At 70.5% G+C, this 18,503-nt stretch carries 16 protein-coding genes; 6 read left to right on the top strand and 10 right to left on the bottom strand.

All coding sequences use genetic code 11. The annotated features are described in order from the left end of the window. The first annotated feature begins 58 nt into the window (after positions 1 to 58). The gene (locus tag OD750_RS18440) at positions 59 to 637 is read left to right on the top strand and encodes a rhodanese-like domain-containing protein (RefSeq protein WP_263542255.1); all 579 of its coding nucleotides are present in this window, start codon (positions 59 to 61) and stop codon (positions 635 to 637) included. Between the two features lie 90 nt (positions 638 to 727). Beyond that, positions 728 to 3,481, top strand: a complete 2,754-nt coding sequence (locus tag OD750_RS18435) for a serine/threonine-protein kinase (RefSeq protein ID WP_263542256.1) — start codon at positions 728 to 730, stop codon at positions 3,479 to 3,481. Here the strand turns inward: OD750_RS18435 and OD750_RS18430 are convergent. Beyond that, positions 3,478 to 4,989, bottom strand: a complete 1,512-nt coding sequence (locus tag OD750_RS18430) for an MFS transporter (protein WP_263542257.1) — start codon at positions 4,987 to 4,989, stop codon at positions 3,478 to 3,480. The genes OD750_RS18435 and OD750_RS18430 overlap by 4 nt on opposite strands. A 109-nt stretch (positions 4,990 to 5,098) precedes the next feature. Here OD750_RS18430 and OD750_RS18425 point away from each other — a divergent pair, with 109 nt between their 5' ends. Continuing rightward, complete coding sequence (locus OD750_RS18425) at positions 5,099 to 5,959, top strand: LysR family transcriptional regulator (protein ID WP_263542258.1); 861 nt, start codon at positions 5,099 to 5,101, stop codon at positions 5,957 to 5,959. Positions 5,960 to 6,326: 367 nt separating this feature from the next. After that, positions 6,327 to 6,569 (top strand): hypothetical protein, encoded by a 243-nt coding sequence (locus OD750_RS18420; protein WP_263542259.1) that lies wholly within the window; start codon positions 6,327 to 6,329, stop codon positions 6,567 to 6,569. Positions 6,570 to 6,670: 101 nt separating this feature from the next. On the opposite strand, the gene OD750_RS18415 is transcribed toward OD750_RS18420, so the two are convergent. Together OD750_RS18415 and OD750_RS18410 are read right to left on the bottom strand one after the other, a co-directional pair. Then, positions 6,671 to 7,465, bottom strand: coding sequence for a gamma-glutamyl-gamma-aminobutyrate hydrolase family protein (locus OD750_RS18415; protein WP_263542260.1), 795 nt, complete (start codon positions 7,463 to 7,465; stop codon positions 6,671 to 6,673). 56 nt (positions 7,466 to 7,521) lie between these two features. Then, positions 7,522 to 8,661, bottom strand: a complete 1,140-nt coding sequence (locus tag OD750_RS18410; protein WP_263542261.1) for a carboxylate-amine ligase — start codon at positions 8,659 to 8,661, stop codon at positions 7,522 to 7,524. A gap of 112 nt (positions 8,662 to 8,773) precedes the next feature. Here OD750_RS18410 and OD750_RS18405 point away from each other — a divergent pair, with 112 nt between their 5' ends. After that, a complete protein-coding gene (locus tag OD750_RS18405) occupies positions 8,774 to 10,108 on the top strand; it encodes a metal-dependent hydrolase family protein (RefSeq protein ID WP_263542262.1) in 1,335 nt (444 codons plus the stop codon). 10 nt (positions 10,109 to 10,118) lie between these two features. Here the strand turns inward: OD750_RS18405 and OD750_RS18400 are convergent, their stop codons facing one another. From OD750_RS18400 to OD750_RS18385, 4 genes are all read right to left on the bottom strand, one after another. Continuing rightward, positions 10,119 to 11,024 (bottom strand): hypothetical protein, encoded by a 906-nt coding sequence (locus tag OD750_RS18400; protein WP_263542263.1) that lies wholly within the window; start codon positions 11,022 to 11,024, stop codon positions 10,119 to 10,121. Positions 11,025 to 11,064: 40 nt separating this feature from the next. Continuing rightward, positions 11,065 to 11,421, bottom strand: coding sequence for a roadblock/LC7 domain-containing protein (locus tag OD750_RS18395; RefSeq protein WP_263542264.1), 357 nt, complete (start codon positions 11,419 to 11,421; stop codon positions 11,065 to 11,067). 55 nt (positions 11,422 to 11,476) lie between these two features. Next, entirely contained in the window at positions 11,477 to 11,905 is a 429-nt protein-coding gene (locus OD750_RS18390) for a roadblock/LC7 domain-containing protein (RefSeq protein ID WP_263542265.1), read from the bottom strand. 224 nt (positions 11,906 to 12,129) lie between these two features. Continuing rightward, positions 12,130 to 12,798 carry a helix-turn-helix transcriptional regulator gene (locus OD750_RS18385; RefSeq protein ID WP_263542266.1) on the bottom strand — a complete coding sequence of 223 codons (669 nt, stop codon included), beginning with the start codon at positions 12,796 to 12,798 and terminating at the stop codon, positions 12,130 to 12,132. 392 nt (positions 12,799 to 13,190) lie between these two features. Between OD750_RS18385 and OD750_RS18380 the strand changes: the two genes are divergently transcribed. Further along, entirely contained in the window at positions 13,191 to 13,730 is a 540-nt protein-coding gene (locus OD750_RS18380) for a GTP-binding protein (RefSeq protein ID WP_263542267.1), read from the top strand. Here the strand turns inward: OD750_RS18380 and OD750_RS18375 are convergent. The 3 genes from OD750_RS18375 to OD750_RS18365 are packed head-to-tail and all read right to left on the bottom strand — an operon-like array spanning position 13,727 to position 18,503. Beyond that, positions 13,727 to 15,694: an acetyl/propionyl/methylcrotonyl-CoA carboxylase subunit alpha gene (locus tag OD750_RS18375; RefSeq protein ID WP_263542268.1), complete on the bottom strand. Its 1,968-nt coding sequence runs from the start codon at positions 15,692 to 15,694 to the stop codon at positions 13,727 to 13,729. The genes OD750_RS18380 and OD750_RS18375 overlap by 4 nt on opposite strands. An 8-nt stretch (positions 15,695 to 15,702) precedes the next feature. Continuing rightward, positions 15,703 to 17,328 carry an acyl-CoA carboxylase subunit beta gene (locus tag OD750_RS18370; RefSeq protein WP_263542269.1) on the bottom strand — a complete coding sequence of 542 codons (1,626 nt, stop codon included), beginning with the start codon at positions 17,326 to 17,328 and terminating at the stop codon, positions 15,703 to 15,705. After that, the gene (locus OD750_RS18365; RefSeq protein WP_272842035.1) at positions 17,325 to 18,503 is read right to left on the bottom strand and encodes an acyl-CoA dehydrogenase family protein; all 1,179 of its coding nucleotides are present in this window, start codon (positions 18,501 to 18,503) and stop codon (positions 17,325 to 17,327) included. Before OD750_RS18365 ends, OD750_RS18370 begins: the two co-directional genes overlap by 4 nt.

The raw sequence follows: 18,503 nt of genomic DNA, 5'->3' as shown, positions 1-18,503 counted from the left end.
CGACGGCGGCGGCATAGCGTGACGTCACCGCGGCATCGCCGCTTGCCGGAACATCGCCATGCGCAATCTTCGACGGGTTTCCGCCCTGCTCCTGTCGCTCGCCGCGCCCGCGTTCGCGGCGTCCGACGTGTCGCCGCCGCCGACCGACGACCGCCGCTACGCGCTCGCGAATCCCGCGATCGACATGCCCGGCTATCTCGAGATCGCCCGCGAAGCCGCGCAGCACCGCAGCGAACGCCGCGTGACCGAAGCCGAATTTCTGACGATGGCGCAGGAGCCCGGCACGGTCGTGCTCGATGCGCGCAGCCAGGACCGCTACAACCTGCTGCACGTCGCCGGTGCCGTGAACCTGCCGTTCACGGACATCGCGATCGACTCGCTCGCGGCACGCCTGCCCGATCGCGAGACGCGAATTCTCATCTATTGCAACAACAACTTTTCCCGGGCGCCCGATCCGTTCCCGTCGAAAATGGCGCGCGCGTCGCTGAATTTGTCGACATTTATCGCGTTGTACACCTACGGCTACCGCAACGTGTACGAGCTCGGGCCGCTGATCGACATCGAACGGACGATCCTGCCGCTCGAGTCGTTCACCGAACAGGCATCGATCCTCGACTCGCCGACGCTTAAACGATAGCGCCCGATCGCTCGCCACCGTAACGAACGGCTTATGCAAACCCGCAACCGGCGCGCTAGCCTGCGCGTCGGATTGCGCATGCATGGACCGATGACCGACTCCCGCTGGAAACGCCTGCAGGAACTGTTCGACGCGCTCGTCGCGCTGCCGCGCGAATCGTGGGACGCCTGGCTCGCGTCGACCGAACCCGACGCCGACCTGCGCCGCGAGGCGCTCGCGCTCGCGACGGCCGACCGCGACGCGGCGGGCGACATCGTGCACCAGCTCGGCCGCGCGGCCGCGCTGACGCTGCAGCCCGAACTGGGCGCCGGCATGCGCGTCGGCGCGTACCGCCTCGTGCGCGAAATCGGCGCCGGCGGCATGGGATCGGTGTTTCTCGCCGAACGCACCGACGCCGAATACGACCTGCGCGTCGCGGTGAAACTGCTGCGCGGCATTCCCACGCAGTCGGCGAGCGAGCGGCTGCGGCGCGAGCGCCAGATCCTGGCCGACCTGCGCCATCCGAACATCGCGCGCCTGCTCGACGGCGGCACGACGACCGGCGGCCAGCCGTATCTCGTGCTCGAATACGTCGACGGCCGCACCATCGGCGACTACTGCCGCTCGCGCGCGCTGCCGGTCGACGCGCGCCTGCGCCTCGTGCAGCAGCTGTGCCGCGCCGTGCACTACGCGCACCAGCGCCTCGTGATCCATCGCGACCTCAAACCCGGCAACGTGCTCGTCAACGCCGACGGCGAACCGGTGCTGCTCGACTTCGGCATCGCCAAACTGCTCGACGACACCGGCGACGCGACGCAGACCGCCGGCGCCTGGATGACGCCGGCCTACGCGAGCCCCGAGCAGAAACGCGGCGAAGCGCTCAGCACGGCGACCGACGTGTACGGCCTCGGCGTGATCCTGTACGAACTTCTGACCGACCGCGCGCCGACGCCGGACGGAAAGCTCTCGCGCGTGAGCGACGATACGAGCGGCGAGCGCACCGCGCGCCTGCGCGGCGACGTCGACAGGATCGTGGCGAAGGCGACGCATGCGGAAAGCGCGCGGCGCTACGCGTCGGCCGAAGCGCTCGCCGAGGACATCGAACGTTTCCTGTCCGGGCATCCCGTGCTCGCCGCGTCCGACAGCGTGCGCTATCGCGTCGGCAAGTTCGCGCGGCGGCATCGCTACGGCGTCGCGGCGACGCTCGGCGTCGTCGTGCTGTCGCTCGTGTTCGTGCGCCAGCTCGCGCTCGAACGCGACCGCGCGCGCGCGGCCGAAGCGCAGGCGCGCATCGAAGCGGCGAGCAGCAATCGCGTCGCCGACTATCTCGTGTCGATTTTCGAGAACGCGACGCCGGACGACGCCGGCCGCCGGCCGATACCGCCGATCCAGATGATCGACACGGCCTGGGAGCAACTGCAGGGCCACCTCGAAGACGAGCCGTTCCAGCGCGCGCGCCTGTTGACGACGCTCGGGCGCATCTACACCGACTACGGCGCGTTCGAACGCACGGTCGAAGCCGCGACCGAGGCCGTCGCGATCGAGCGCCGGCGCGCGCCGACGCTGCGCCTGTCGCATGCGCTGTACATCCTCGGCGTCGCGCACGGCAATCTCGGCCGCTACGCCGAAGCCGAGCTCGCGTTGAAGGAATCGGTCGCGGTACAAAAGGCCGAGCCCGACGCGCCGGAAGGCGGCATCGCCAAGGCGCTGACCGACCTGTCGCACATACAAAGCCGCCTGAACCGGCCGGCGCTCGCGCTGGCGACGGCGCAGGAAGCGCTCGTCTACGTCGAACGCGGCGACGAGCGCGTGCGCCGCACGAGCGAGGCGTACAACGCGCTCGCCGAAGCGTACGCGGGCCTGGGCCGCGTCGACGACGCGCGCATCGCCGCCGAACGCAGCCTCGCGAACGTGCTGGCCGACCGGAGCGTCTGGCGGCCGACGCTGATCGGCCACGCGCACGCCTATCTCGCACAGGCGCTGCAGGAAGACGGCAAGCCGGCCGAAGCCGAGCGGCAGTTCCGCGAGGCGCAGGCGCAGTACGTGCAGGTGACCGAGCCCGACAGCCAGCAGCAGCGCTCGGCGCGCGCCGGCATTGCGCGCGCGCTCGAACGCCAGGGCCGGCTCGCCGACGCGATCGCGCAGTTCGCGCCGAGCGTCGAGGCCGATCGCGCAAAACCGTCGCCGCTGACGGCGCGCACGCTGTGCTTCATGGGGGGCCTGCACGCGACGTACGGCGACAATGCCGCAGCCGAGGCGCTGCTGCGCGAAGGCGTCGCGTCGGCCGCGAGCCACGACGCGGACGAATCGTCGGGCGCGAACTGCCGCGTGGCGCTCGCGTGCCTGCTCGCGCGCGACGGGCGCGCCGACGACGCGAGCGCGGTCGACGCGGCGCTTGGCGATACGCAAGGGGTGACGCACGCGAGCCGTCTGATGTGCCGCGCCGAAATCGCGCGGTCGCGCGGCGACACGGCGCAGGCGCTCGACGACGTACGCGCCGCGCAGGCGGCGTTCCGCACGCTGCTGCCGCCGAATCACATCAACTTTCCGCTGCTCGCGCGCGTCGAAGGCGCGGCGCTGCGCGAGCACGGCGACTACCCGCAGGCGGAACGGCGGCTGCGCGAGGCGATCGCCGCGTTCGACCGCTACTACGGCGCGAACGCGAATCCGCCGCTGCTGGCGAAGCTCGATCTCGCGCTGACGCTCGCCGCGGCCGGCCGCGGCGACGAGGCCCAGGCGCTCGCACGCGAGATCGATGCGCCGATACGCGCGCAGTTCGCGGCCGGCGCGAAGGCGCGCAGGGATCTGGCGGCGCTGCTGTCGGCGCCGCCGGCCGGCGGCGCGCCGTCGGCCGGTCGCCGCTAGCGCTCGCAGGCGGCGAACGGCGCGCGGCGCCGCGCACCGAACGTCATCGCGCAGAGCGCCGACAGCACCCACGCGCCGAACGCACCGTACAGCATGACCGCGCCGAAACCTCGCGCGAGCGCCGCATGCGCGGCGGCTTGCGCGTCGGCCGCCGGCATCGCGGCGGCGAGCGCCGCGAGGTCGCCGGCGGCGATCCGGGCAGCAAGCGCATGCCGCTGCGCCGCGTCGATATCGACCGGCAACGCCGCGTGCACGCCGGCCGCGAGCACGGTCCCCATCAGCGCGATGTTCAGCGCGAGCGTGATCAGGCGCGCGCTCATGTCGATGCCCGACGCCATGCCGGCGCGATCGGCGCCGATCGCGCCGGTCGCCGTGTTCGTGACCGGCGTGTTCGCGATGCCGATGCCCGCGCCGGCCAGCACGGCGCCGGCGAGCAATATCCAGGCCGCGCCGCCGCTGCCGACGTGCATCACCGCGAAGCCGAGGCCGATCGCGAACAGTCCTGCCGGTATCACGACGCGCACCCCGTAGCGCACCGACAGGCGTTCGGCGAACGGCGGCAGCACGAGCGTCGGCAGCGTGTACGCGAGCAGCGACAGGCCGGCGGTCACGGCGCCGTAGCCGAGCACGCCGTGGAAATAGATCGGCAGATAGATCATGAACGGCCAGAAGCTGACGTTCATGCCGATCGCCCCGAGGATCGCGCCGGAAAACGCCCGCACGCGAAACACCGAGAAATCGAACATCGGCGCACGCGCGCTTTTTTCCACGACGATAAAAAGCCCCATCGAAACGATCGCGACGAGCGCCAGCGCGAGCGACGGGACGCTCGAAAAACCGAGCGACGGCCCCTGCGTGATGAACGCCGCGAGGCACAGCACCGACAGCGTCAGCGTGACGATGCCGGCGATGTCGAGCGCGCACGCGCGCGGGTCGCGCGATTCGGCGACACCGCCGGCGACGAGCAGCAATGCGAGCGCCGCGAGCGGCGCGTGCACGAGAAATACCCACTGCCAGCTCGACGCCGCGACGATCGCGCCGCCGACGATCGGCCCGAAACCGAGGCCCGCGCCGAATACGACGCCGAACACGGCGAACGCGCGACCGCGCGCCGCGCCGGCCGGAAACCGGTGCGACAGGATCGCGATCAGGCAGATCAGCATCGCGCCGCCGCCGACGCCCTGCGCGAACCGCGCGGCAATCAGCACCGGCACGCTCGCGGCGAGTCCGCAGACGAGCGAGGTGACGCCGAACAGCACGAGACTGCCGACGAACAGGCGGCGCCGGCCGTAGCGGTCGGCGAGCGTGCCGGTCGCCATCAGCACCGTGGTACAGGCGATCGTGTACGCGTTCATGATCCACTGCAGGTCGGCCAGATCCGCGTGCAGCACGCGTTCGAGCGTCGGCAGGATCACCGGCACGCTGGAGATTTCCAGACCGAACATCAGCGCGGCAAGACAGACGGCGGCGAGCGCGAACGCGTCGGCACGGGTGAAGGCTGGGGACATCGCGACACTTCCTCGTCGAACGGGCGGCGATTCTGGGCCGGCGCAGTCCATGATAGAAATGAATTGATTTCGTAGAATCCATGATCGACCGTCATCATTGCGAACCGCCATGGATCTCGACCCCACCCTGCTGCGCGCCTTCGTCGCGATCGCACGGACCGGCGGCTTCACGCGCGCCGCGCAGCGCCTGCATCTGACGCAGTCGGCGATCAGCCACCAGATGCGCCGGCTCGAGGAGCAGGTCGGCCGGCCGCTCCTGCATCGCACGACGCGTTCGCTGACGCTCACCGACGACGGCGCCGAATTCCTGCGCCATGCCGAACAGGTGCTCGCCTCGCTCGACACGCTCGCGCGGCGTTTCGCGCCGTCGCCCGTCTCCGGCATCGTGCGTTTCGGCGTGCCGGAGAATTTTCTCGGCGAGCGCCTGCCGCAGCTCCTGTGCCGCTTCGCGCGCGCGTACCCGTCGGTGCGACTGGAAGTGGGCGTCGGCATGCATCTGGACCTGCGCGCGCTCGTCGCCGCGCGCGAACTCGACCTCGCGGTCGTGCTCTCGCCGCCGAAAGCGGTACGCGGCACCGTGCTCAAACGCGCGCAACTCGCCTGGGTCGCCGCCGACACGTTCGAAGCGCCGTCCGGCGGACCGCTGCCGCTCGCGTTCTTTCCGTCGCCGTGCATCTACCGCAACCTCGGCGTCGCCGCGCTCGACGGCACCGGCGTCGCATGGCACGTCGTCTTCACGTCGCCGAGCATGCAGGGCATACGCGCGGCCGTGCTCGCGGGGCTGGCGGTCACCGTGCTGACGCGCGACGACGTCGAGCCCGGCATGACGATCGTCGACGGGCGCTACGGCCTGCCCGCGCTCGCGCCGGTCGATTTCACGCTGATTCGCGGCGCCGACGCCGACACGCCCGCCGCGCGCGAGTTCGCGCAGCTGATCGTCGAGCTGCGAGAACCGGCGCGGCGGCGATGACGGCGCGAAATCGCGCGGCGGCCGTTGCCGCAGCCGCCAACGATGACCCCGCCTTCACGCGTCTGTGAAAACGATGTCAATCCGACAACGCGCATCCGCGCTCCGACGCCGGAAGAAGACTTCTTTATTCACACCCTCTACATGTTTGTCAATTTTCACATTTTCAACTTTATTGAATAATTGGAGGCCGCGACGCACGATCCGCGCTCGCGGTCGAATCGTAAGGTTTCCGGAAGGTCGAACGATGCGCGTACGGAAATCATCCGCACGCCGCCGGTATCGCGACACCGGCGAACGATCCGCGAGAACGAGCGCGGATCGCGCGCCGGATCCGCGGCGCGCGTCGCCCACCGACGAGGAAACGATCATGGCACTCTCAATCGGCTACGCCGGCTACGGCGTGTGGAACAGCACCAACGACGTCACCAGCAAGGTGCAGGAGCAGTACGCCGGCGGCCAGCGCACCTTCTTCGCGAAGGACATCGACTACGGCGATCCGTCGCCCGGCAATCGCAAGTACCTGTACATCACCTGGGCGCAGAAAGAGGGCTTCGTGCAAAGCGGCGTCGTCGGCCAGCACGACGATCGCGGCATCGAGCTGCCGGACTGACCGAGGCGCGGCCCCGCCGCGTTTTCAACGCGCGACGCGAACACTCGCATCGCGCGAATCCGCCGCGCCGGAAGCGACTCTCCGGCGCGGCGTCGTTTCCGCTAGCGTTCGCGCCGCACCTGCGCCGCATCGAGAAACGCCTGCATCAGCGGATCGGCCGGCAGCAGACGTTCGTCCGAGCCGTCGTGGAATTCCGGATGCCACTGCACGCCGAGCACGAACGTTTCGCCGGCGCCGCGTATCGCTTCGATCACGCCGTCGTGCGCGCGCGCCTCGACGACGAGCCCGTCGCCGAGCCGTTCCACGCCCTGGTGGTGAATCGAATTGACGACGCCCGCCGTCGCGCCGCCGTAGCGCTGCGAGAGCCACGAGTCGGGTTCGAGCGCGAGCGGGTGCACGAACTGATCGTAGCTGTCGCCGTCGACGTGGTCGTATTCGGTCGCGCCGTCGGCGCGCAGATCCTGGTGCAGATTGCCGCCGCAGGCGACGTTGATCAGCTGCATGCCGCGGCAGATGCCGAACACCGGCTTGCCGGCCGCCATGAACGCACGCAGGAGGTCGAGTTCGAAGCGGTCGCGCATCACGTCGACCGGCCCGATCGTGTTCGACGGCACCTCGCCGTAGGCGCGCGGGTCGATGTCGGCGCCGCCCTGCAGGATCAGCCCGTCGAGCGCGGCCACGTAGTCGGCGATGTCGATGTACGCGCGGCGGATCAGCGATTCGCGCTCGACCGTCGGCACCATGACGACGAGCGCGCCGAGCGCCATCACCCAGTGCGCGACGGACTGCTCGAGGTATTGCAGCGTCTTGCCGCGAAAACCCAGTTCGCTCGGCACCTGGCGCAACAGGCGCGGCGACAGGCCGATCATGAGCTTGCGGTTGTCGTTCGATGCCATGTGGGAAGCAAGATCCTTCTGCTGTTTCAAACCCGACTCGACAAGTCTAACCAAGCTCAGCCCTGCCCGGGCTGCGTCGTTTCGAGCAGCCAGTCGACCGTCGCGCGCAGCGCGTCGAGATGGTGCGCGCCGGCGCCGACTTCCGCCTCGTACCGGTCGAGCTGCGCCTGTGCGCTGGTGCCGCGCGCGAGGATGCCGTCGAGGCCCGCGAGCGCGGCGACGCAGCCGAGCGCCTGGGCGTCGGGCTCGACGAGCGCGCGCAGTTCGCCGACGCGTTCGCGCACCGGCGTCTGTCCGCCCGCCTCGTCGATGAATTGCGCGTCGATGCCGTAGCGCTGCGCGCGCCAGCGATTTTCGTCGATCAGCCGGCGCGTGCCGTTGCCGCGTTCGCGGCCGAGTTCCGGCAGGCGCACGTGCGCGCGCACGAGACAGCGGAACAGCGACGCCAGCGCGACGGTGTCCTCCAGGTGCGTGCACGCGTCGGCGATGCGCAGCTCGAGCGTCGGGTAGCGCCGCGACGGCCGGATGTTCCACCACAGCTCGGAGCCGTCCCTGAGCGCGTCGGCCCTGACCAGGCGTTCGACGAACGCGTCGTAGTCGCGCTCGTCGTCGAAGAAGTCGGGCGTGCCGCTGCGCGGAAATTCGTCGTACGCGGCCTGCCGATAGCTCAGGAGGCCCGTGTGCCGCCGGCTCCAGAACGGCGACGACGTCGACAGCGCGAGAAACAGCGGCAGCTGCGGCATCAGCCGGTTCATCAGTTCGACGCGGTCGACGCCCGGCGGCGGCGCGACGTGCACGTGCAGGCCGCACAAGAGGTCGCGGCGGCCGATGATCTGGTACGTCTCGATGATGCGCCGATAGCGCGCCTTGCGCGTCGGACGCACGTCGCGCCACGACCCCATCGGGTGCGAACCGGCCGCGACGATGCCGAGGCCGCTGCCGCGAGCCACGTCGGCGATGCCCCGGCGCAGATGCCGCAGCACGTCCTGAGCGGCGAACGCGTCGTCGAGCACGGGCGTGGCCACTTCGATCTGCGCCTGCTTGAGCTCGTACGTCACCGCGTCGCCGAGGCGGACGCGGCAGTCGTCGACGAGGCCGCGGCGCACGCGCGGCGGCGGCTGCCGCGTGGCGAGGTCGGTGAGGAAATATTCTTCCTCGATGCCGAACGTGTAGCCGTCCGTACTCGGCGTGTCCATGAAGACCGAGTGTACCGGCGTGCGCGCCGCGTTGATGAACCGTGCCTATCGGCAGGGGGCGGCGCCGACGCGTTCGCTATGATCGGGTTTTCGTATCGACCGGACCCTCGCCATGCCCAAGTTCGCCGCGCTGCCGTGTGCCCTCGCCGCTCTCGTCGCGCCCGCCGCGCACGCGGCGCCGCCGCCGGAGTGGCTCGTCGTGCAGGCCGGCACGCTGCTCGACCGGCCCGGCGAAAAGCCGCGCGGCAAGACGACGCTGCTCGTGCGCGACGGCGCGATCGTCGCGGTGAAGGACGGCATCGTCGGCGCGAGCGCGTTCGACGGCGCGCCGGCCGACGCCGCGGTGCTCGATCTGTCGACGCGCTTCGTGCTGCCGGGCCTCATCGACAGCCACGTGCACCTGACGAGCGACAAGGCCGGCGTCGAAGGCCAGCTGCAGCGCGTGGCCAGGAATCCGCCGTTCTTCGCGTACGAGGCGGCCGTGAACGCGCGCAAGACGCTCGCCGCCGGCTTCACCACCGTGCGCAACCTCGGCGACGCCGACGGCGTGACGCTCGCGCTGCGCGACGCCATCGCCGACGGCAAGGTGCCCGGGCCGCGCATCGTCGATGCCGGCAACGCGATCTCGACGACGGCCGGGCACATGGACCCGACCCTCGGTTTCCGCGACGACCTGCACGAGGCGCTCGACACGCACGACAACGTCTGCGACGGCGCCGACGCGTGCCGCAAGGCGGTGCGCACGCAGGTCGCGCGCGGCGTCGACGTGATCAAGATCGCGACGACCGCGGGCGTCAACAGCATCATCGCGGCCGGCCTCGGCCAGCAGATGTTCGACGACGAGGCGCGCGCCATTGTGGAAACGGCGCACCTTTACAAGAAGAAAGTGGCCGTACACGCGCACGGCGCCGACGGCATCGCCGTCGCGCTGCGCGCCGGCGCCGATTCGATCGAACACGGCACGCTGATCGACGACGAATCGATCGCGCTGTTCAAGAAGACCGGCGCGTACTACGTGCCGACGCTGTCGACGGTCAACGGCTACAAGGAACGGCTCGCGAAGAACCCCGAAGCCTACGTCGGCGCCGTGCGCGAAAAGATCGAATGGCGCATCGGCATCACCGGCAAGGCGCTCGAGAAAGCCGTGAAGGCCGGCGTGAAGATCGCGTTCGGCACCGACGCCGGCGTGAGCCTGCACGGCCGCAACGCCGACGAGTTCGAGCTGATGGTGGCGTACGGCATGACGAACGCGCAGGCGATCGCCGCGGCGACCGTCAACGCGGCCGACCTGCTCGGTGTCGGCGCCGATACCGGCACGCTCGAAGTCGGCAAGCGGGCCGACCTGATCGCGGTCGACGGCGATCCGCTCAAGGAAATCACGGTGCTCAAGAACGTGCAGGTCGTGGTCAAGCAGGGCCGCATCGAAAAGCGGCCGGCAGCGCGCTGACCGGCCGCGCTCAGCGCGCCAGCAGGCCGAAGCGCGCCGCGATGCGCGCGAGCAGCGGTCGCGCCGCGGGTTCGGCGGCCGGCGCGGGCGGCGCCGGTTCGGCGTCGATCAGGAGATTCGAGGCGCGAAACGCCCACAGGCACGCGTTGACCTCGTCGCCGGCGATACCGGCCGCGGCCAGCGCCGGCGGTGCCGACGGCGCGCGCATCAGCCGCTGCGCGACGCGCAGGCCCGCGAGCGCCTCGGGCGCGGTGCCGAGGTCGGGCCACTCGCGCAAGGCGTACGTACCGGCCGCGAACGCCGGCAGCGTGCGCTTCGCGCGCAACGCCCCCGTCACGAAGAACGCGTCGAGGCTCATCGCCGCGTCGCTCGTCGCGCCGCGGCGGCCCGGCGGCAGCGCGCGCAGTTGCCAGTCCGCGTCGCCGAGGTGATCGCGCGCGGCCAGAAGATCGCTCAGGCTGTCGCCGGCGACGCGGCCGGCCGCGCCGTTCAGGACGATCGCACGCCCGCCGACGACGGCGCCGACGTCGGCGCCGCGATACGCGTCGCCCGCGAGCAACACGAGTCCCGCGGCACCGCACGGCGACTCCCGACCCGTGCGCGCCGCGACGCCGTCGTCGACTCGGTCGGCCGGCGTCTCGGCGCCGCGTGCGGCGACCAGCGCCTGCTGCAGCGCGGCGGCGAGGTGCGCGGCACAGCCGTCGGCCGCGACGACGGCGACGCCGCGGCGGCGCGCGATTTCCAGCACGCGCTGCCCGTAGCCGTCGTCGAACGCGACGACCACGGCGTCGCAGCGCGTGCCGTCCCACGCGGCGACGCGCGCCTGCCTGCCGTGCGCGGCGAGAAGGCGCGCGGCGATGCGTACGCGCTGCTCCGCCTGGTCGTCGAGCGCCGCATACCGGACATCGACTCTCATGGAAAGCCCTCCGGCCGTCGCCGCCCTGCCGGTGTGCCGCTTATGAAAAATCGACCGACTTTTCGAACGTGCGCAGTTCGTGCCGCGCCAGCGCGAGATTCGACCTCGCGCGATCGAGCACGACGTACAGAAAGAGATTCTGGTTCGATTCGAGCGGTCGCAGCAGGTGGTACTGCTTGCTCAGGCTGATCAGGATGTCCTCGATCGTGTCGTTGAGCTTCAGGCTGCTGGCGACCTTGCGCTTGGCGCGAATGACCTCGGTATTGCCGGCCGACGCGAGATCCAGATCGATCGCGGTGCCGTCGCCCGAAAGCAGCATGCCGCTTTCGGTGTCCACGAGCGCCGAAGCGATGTAGCCGTCCAGGGCGCGCAGCGGTTCAAGACTGATCTTTGCCATTGTCGTTCCTCAAAGCGTCGCGACGGACGATCCGTCGCGGTGGGTGGGTGATTCGTCAGCCGACGCCGGCGCCGGACGGATCGGCGTCGACGAGCAGCGCGAGCGCGTGCGCGGCGTCGAGCGTGCGGCGCAGCACCAGGGCGAGGTTTTCGTTCGCGTCGGACGCGACCGACAGCGCGTGCAGCCGCGCTCGCGTCGGCACGCGCACGACGACGACGACGCCGTCGTCCGCGGTGATCGTCGTGTACGCGCAGCGGCTGCGCACGGCTTCTTTCGCGAAGGTTTCGCTCAATCCCAGGAGCGCGCTCGTCATCGCGGCGATGCGCGCGGTCGTGACGTCGTCGACGCGTCCCGCGACCGCGATCGAACGGCCGTCGACGGTAGACAGACTCGCGAATCGAAACGCCGTCGACGTCGCCAGCAGGCGCGCCAGCAAACCGCGTACCGCCGTCGCGCCGGCAAGATCGCCGTCTGCGCTGGGCACGACCGCTCCTCCCGAAGCCGAGCCCGGGCTCACATCGCTCAACATGCAACCTCTCCCTGAAGAGGCGTCCGGCCGCCCGCGCAGCCGCATACGAATGCCGTCGCGCCGGCGGCGCGATCACGGGGACGACACCAACGTCGCGCGTTGCGATTCCGGCGGAATCGCGCGCGCACCGACGGCCCAAGCCTAGTGGCTCGGCCCGCGTATTGGCATAGGGAGATTCCCTAGGTCACGGCTCGCCGCGCGTGCACGAGCGCCTCGCCGCGACACCAGCCGGCCGCCGCGACGTTCAACGCATGCGCCGATTCCAGGCCGAGCTTGTGCTTGATGCTTTCGCGATGCGCATCGACGGTTTTGGCGCTGACGCCGAGTTCCGCGGCGATTTCGGCGGCGCGAAAGCCGCAGCCGATGCGCACGAACACTTCCGATTCGCGGCCGGTCAGTCCGAGCGGCTGCGGCGCGAGCGTGGCGCGCACCGGGCAGTCGCGGCAGCAGGCGTCGGCCGATGCGCACGGCGCGGCACACGTCGATACGCGATCGACGATCGGCAGGTAGTGCCGGCGCCGCGCGCTGAAGCTGATGAAGCCGCAGGCCGCGTCCACGCTCGCGGCCGGCTCGATGCCGACGTGCGCGTTGCGGCCGAGCAGGATCGTGCGTGCGCGCCAGCCGCGCGCGCCGGCCAGCGCCTTGACCTCGCGCGCGAGCCCCGTTTCGATGATGACGACGTCCGGCGACGCGCACGCGATGGCTTTCCAGCCGTCGGCCGCGTCATGCGCGACGGCCGCGACGTGCAGGTTGTGGCGCGTGCTCAGCGCCTGCATGAAGCCCATCGACACGAGCTCGCTGTCGACGACCAGCACGACGACCGTTTCGCCCGAAACGCCGTTCTTCACCACGCCCGCTCCCATTCGATCGACCGCCGGCACCCGCGCGCCGGCACCGCAATGATGACGCCGCGAAGCGCGTCGTTCCAGCGGTACGTCGGCCGGGCCGCCCGGCTCGCCGTTCGTACTAGTGGCCCGTAACAGGTGATTTGGAACTAGAGTGGCGAAGGGCTGGTCGTGTCGGGCGCGGCTTCGGAGTGAGGCCTGTAGTCAAAACTACAGGCCGAACGAGAAGCAAGTCCGGCTCGGCCAGAACGAGCCGATCGGTTCTAAATTGCCTGATACAGGCCACCAGGGACTAAAGGCGGTTTCCAGGGGCCGCGCCCGGGTGCATGATCGCGGGCCTCGCGGCTGACCCGCGGGACAAAGTCGGGATACTTTTCTACCAGGCAACAATTACCATGCTTCCAGACGTCGAATCGCACGCGCCCAAGCTCGTATTCGCGGGGCCCACGGGCGCCGGCAAGACCACGGCCATCGCGTCGGTCGCCGACGTGCCGCCGGTGTCCACCGAGATGCCGCTCACGTCCGGCGCGATGGGCGAAAAGACGCTGACGACCGTCGCGTTCGACTTCGCCTCGGTGCGGCTCGACGGCAGCGAGACGCTGATGCTGTACGGCCTGCCCGGGCAGGAACATTTCGAGTTCATGCGGCCGATCGTGCTCGCCGGCGCGCTCGGCACGATCCTCGTGCTCAACGGCGCCGACGCGGATCTTGCGGCCCAATGCGCGCACTGGATGCGCGCGATCCGCGACGTCGACGACCGGATGCCCGTCGTCGTCGGCGTCACGCAGACCGAGAACAATCCGTCGTTCGACATCGCCGTAGTGCGCGGCGTGCTGCGCGCACAGAACGCGACGGCGCCGGTGTTCACGTTCGACGCGCGCGACAAGGCGCAGACGTCGCAGCTGATCCGCGCGCTGTTGCTGCAGCTCGATTAGAGGGCGGCTACGACGGCGAGCTCCTGCCGCGCACGCACCTGCATGCCCACCGCGCAGGCGACCGATTCGACCGTCCCGTCGACGCGCGACGCGATGCGGAATTCCATCTTCATCGCCTCGAGCACGACGAGTACGTCGCCCTTGCGCACGACGGCGCCCGGCTGCGCCTGCACCGCCACGACGCGCCCGTCGATCGGCGCGGCGATGCGCCCGTCGGACGCGGCGTCCGCGCGCGTTGCCGGCGCGTAGGTGACGTCGCGCCAGACGCCGCAGCGGTCGCCGAAATCGATCCACAACGCGTCGCCGTCGCGCGCGAACGCCGCGGTCGCGTCGACGCCGTTGTGGCCGTAGCGCAACCGACCCTCGTCGCAATCGTGGACGTCGACGACGTGGGTCGAACCGTCGTCGAACCGCACGATGCGCCGCGTCGCGCCCTCGGCACGCACCTGCGCAGGCCGCGTCGCGCCTTCGTGTTGCAGCACGACGCGCGACACGGTGTTCCAACCGGCGAGCGAAGGTTCGAACCCCGCATCGCGGGCCAGCGCACGCGCATCGCATTCGACGAGCGCCACGGCGGCGAGCGCGTGATGCGAGGCGCTCGCGCCCGGCGCCGGCTGCGCCAGACGGTTCTCGATGAAGCCGGTATCGGCGTCGCCGGCGGCGAAGACTTCGTGTTCGACGATGCGCCGCAGATAGTCGCGGTTCGTCGCGATGCCGAGCAGCACCGTGCGTTCGAGCGCGGCGGCGAGCCGCCGCCGCGCGTCCTCGCGCGTCGCGCCGTGCGCGATCACCTTCGCCAGCATCGAATCGTAGTGCGCGCCGACGACGAGCCCGTCGCGCACGCCGTGATCGACGCGCACGCCCTCGCCCACCGGCGCGGACCACGCGAGCACCGTGCCGGTCTGCGGCAGGAAACCCGCGGCGGCGTCCTCGGCGCACAGCCGCACCTCGATCGCATGGCCTGCGCGGCGCGCAAGCACGTCGGCCTGCGACATCGGCAGCGGCTCGCCCTGCGCGACGCGCAGCTGCCACTCGACGAGGTCGACGCCGTAGACGCGTTCCGTCACCGGATGCTCGACCTGCAGCCGTGTATTCATTTCCAGGAAATAGAACGCGCCGTCGCGCGCGAGCAGAAATTCGACCGTGCCCGCGCCGACGTATCCGACCGCCTGCGCCGCCGCGACCGCCGCATTGCCCATGCGCGCGCGCAACGCGTCGTCGAGCGCCGGCGACGGCGCTTCCTCGACGATCTTCTGGTGCCGCCGCTGCACCGAGCAGTCGCGTTCGCCCAGATGCACGACGTTGCCGTGCCGGTCGCCGAACACCTGGATCTCGACGTGCCGCGCGCCGGTCACCGCGCGTTCGAGCAGGAGGCGCGCGTCGCCGAACGCGCTCGCGGCCTCCGCACGCGCCGACGCGAGCGCTTCGCAGAGCCGCGCCGCGTCGTGCACGAGCCGCATGCCGCGTCCGCCGCCGCCGGCGACCGCCTTGATCATCACCGGCACGCCGATGCGTTCGGCCTCGCGGATCAGCGTCGCGTCGTCCTGCGCGTCGCCGTCGTAGCCCGGCACGCACGGAACGCCGGCCGCGCGCATGCGCCGCTTCGCTTCGGCCTTGTCGCCCATCGCGGCGATCGCCGCCGGATCGGGGCCGACGAAGACGAGCCCGGCATCGAGAACGGCCTGCGCGAAATCCGCGCGCTCCGAAAGAAATCCGTAGCCCGGATGCACGGCGTCGGCGCCGCTCGCGCGCGCCGCGTCGACGATGCGCCCGATCGAAAGATACGACGCCGCGGCCGGTGCCGGCCCTATCGCGACCGCCGCGTCCGCCGCGCGCACGTGCGGCGCGTCGCGGTCGGCGTCGGAATACACGGCGACCGTGCGCACGCCGAGACGCGCGCACGTGCGCGCGATGCGCACGGCGATTTCTCCACGATTCGCAATCAATACTTTGCCGATGTGCATGCGCCGCCTCAGAATCGCGCGACGCCGAACGCGTTCGGCGACACCGACCGTCCGCGCGCTTCGCGGCAGATCGACAGCGCGAACGCGAGCACGCGCCGCGTGTCGCGCGGATCGATCAGGCCGTCGTCGAACAGTCGCGCCGTGCCGGCGAGCGGATGCGAGTCGCGCTCGAACTGCGCGACGATGCCCGCCTCCATCGCCACGAGCTGCGCGGCTTCTTCCGCGCTCGGCTCGGTGCCGGCGCGCGTCCATTTCTCGCGCGCGACGATGCCCATAACGCGCGCAGCCTGTTCGCCGCCCATCACCGCCGTGCGCGCGTTCGGCCACGCGAAAATGAAGTCGGGATCGAGCCCGCGCCCGGACATGCCGTAGTTGCCGGCGCCGAAACTCGCGCCGACGACGATCGCGATGCGCGGCACGCGCGCGTTCGCGACCGCCTGGATCATCTTCGAGCCGTGCTTGACGATGCCGCCCTGCTCCGATTCGGTGCCGACCATGTAGCCCGTCGTGTTCATCAGAAACACGAGCGGCGTATCGGATTGATCGCACTGCTGGACGAACTGCGCGGCCTTCGCCGCGCCGCGCACGGTGATCGGTCCGTTGTTCGCGACGATGCCGACGGCGATGCCGCCGATCGCCGCCCGACCGCATACCGTCTGCGCGTCGTAGTCGTCCTTGACGTCGAGGAACGCCGAACCGTCGACGATGCGCGCGATCGCCTCGCGACAGTCGTACGGCGTGCGGTAGTCGGCCGGCACGACGCCGCAGAGTTCGTCCGCGTCGTACAGCGGTTCGCGCACGTCGCGCGCCGGTTCTGGCGGGCGCCGGCGGTTCCAGTCGAGACTCGCGACGACCTCGCGCGCGACGCGCAGCGCGTCGGCGTCGTCCTGCGCGAGAAACTCGCTCGTGCCGGCGACGCCCGCGTGCATCGCCGCCCCGCCGAGCGACTCGTCGTCGGCGCTCTCGCCGGTCGCGGCCTTGAGCAACGGCGGGCCGGCGAGGAACACGCGCGCGGCGCCGCGCACCATCACGACGTAATCCGACAGCCCGGGCAGGTACGCGCCGCCGGCCGTGCTCGATCCGTGCACGACGGCGATCTGCGGTATGCCGGCCGCCGACAGGCGCGCCTGGTTCGCGAACACGCGGCCGCCGTCGACGAACATCTCGGCCTGGTACAAAAGATTCGCGCCGCCCGACTCGATCAGCCACACGAGCGGCAGTTTCTGCGCGAGCGCGATCTGTTGGATGCGCAACGTCTTGCGCATGCCCCACGGCGTCATCGTGCCGCCCTTGATCGCGCTGTTCGACGCGCTGACCATGCAACGCACGCCCGCCACGTAGCCGATGCCGGCGATCGTATTGCCGCCGGCCTGCGAGCCGTCCTTGTCGTCGTGCTGCCGGTAACCCGCCAACGCGCACAGTTCGAGAAACGGCGAGCCGCGGTCGAGCAGCAGGTTCACGCGCTCGCGCGGCAGCAGACGGCCGCGCCGGTGGAACGATTCGGCCTTTTCGTTTTCCGCATCGCGCACGCGCTGCTCGGCCGCGCGCCACTCGCCGATCGCGGCGAGCATGCCGTCGCGGCGCCGTTCGTACTCGACGCCGGCCGTCGCGACACGAGACGCGAGCGGCGTCACGACGCTTGCCGCTGCGGCAGGATGCCGAGCGTGCGGCAGATGATGCCGAGCATCACCTCGTCGGCGCCCGCGCCGATCGAGATCAGCCGCGAATCGCGGTACGCGCGCGCCACCGGGTTGTCCCACATATAGCCCATGCCGCCCCAGTACTGCAGGCACGCGTCGCTCACCTCGCGCTGCAGGCGGCCCACCTTGAGCTTCGCCATCGACGCGAGCTTCACCACTTCGGGATCGTCGCGGTTCGCGACGTACAGCTCGGTCGCGCGATACGTCAGCGCGCGCAGCGCCTCGACCTCGGTCGCCAGTTCCGCGAGGCGAAAATGCACGACCTGGTTGTCGAGGATCGCCGTGCCGAACGCGCGGCGTTCGCGCGCGTAGGCGATCGTCTCGGCGATCACCCATTCCATCGTCTTCAGGCCGCCGGCCGCGCCGAACAGGCGCTCCTCCTGAAATTGCTGCATCTGCATGACGAAGCCCATGCCTTCGGCGCCGATGCGATGGCGCTGCGGCACGCGCACGTCGTCGAAGAACAACTGCGCCGTATCCGAGCTCCACATGCCGAGCTTGTCGAGCTTTTTCGCGCGCACGACGCCCGGCGTGTCCATCGGCACGACGATCAGCGACTTGTTCTTGTGCGGCGCGCCGTCGGACGTGTTCGCGAGCAGGCAGATCCAGTCGGCCTGCATGCCGTTGGTGATCCACATCTTCGTGCCGCGGATGACGTAGTCGTCGCCGTCCTTGCGTGCGAACGTCTTCAAGCCCGCGACGTCCGAACCGGCGCCCGGCTCGCTGACGCCGATCGCGGCGACCTGCTCGCCCGCGATGGCGGGCACGAGGAATTCGCGCTTCAGTTCCTCCGAGCCGTAGCGCGCGAGCGCCGGCGTCGCCATGTCGCACTGCACGCCGATCGCCATCGGCACGGCGCCGCAGCGGCAGCGGCCGAGTTCCTCGGCGAACGCGATCGCGTAGGAATGATCCAGGCCCATGCCGCCGTACTGCGTCGGCCGCGTGATGCCGAGAAGGCCCAGCGCACCGAGCTTGGCGAACACCTCGCGCGCGGGAAACTGCTTGGCCTCCTCCCACGCGTCGACGTGCGGGTTCAGCGCTTCGTCGACGAAGCGAGCGACGGTTGCGCGCAGCGCGTGATGTTCGGGCGTCGAGAACAGGGCGCTCAT

The sequence above is a fragment of the Tahibacter soli genome (assembly GCF_025717065.2).
Classification (GTDB): domain Bacteria; phylum Pseudomonadota; class Gammaproteobacteria; order Xanthomonadales; family Rhodanobacteraceae; genus Tahibacter; species Tahibacter soli.
Note: the sequence above shows the minus strand (reverse complement) of the source record. Positions and strands in the feature narration are given on the sequence as shown.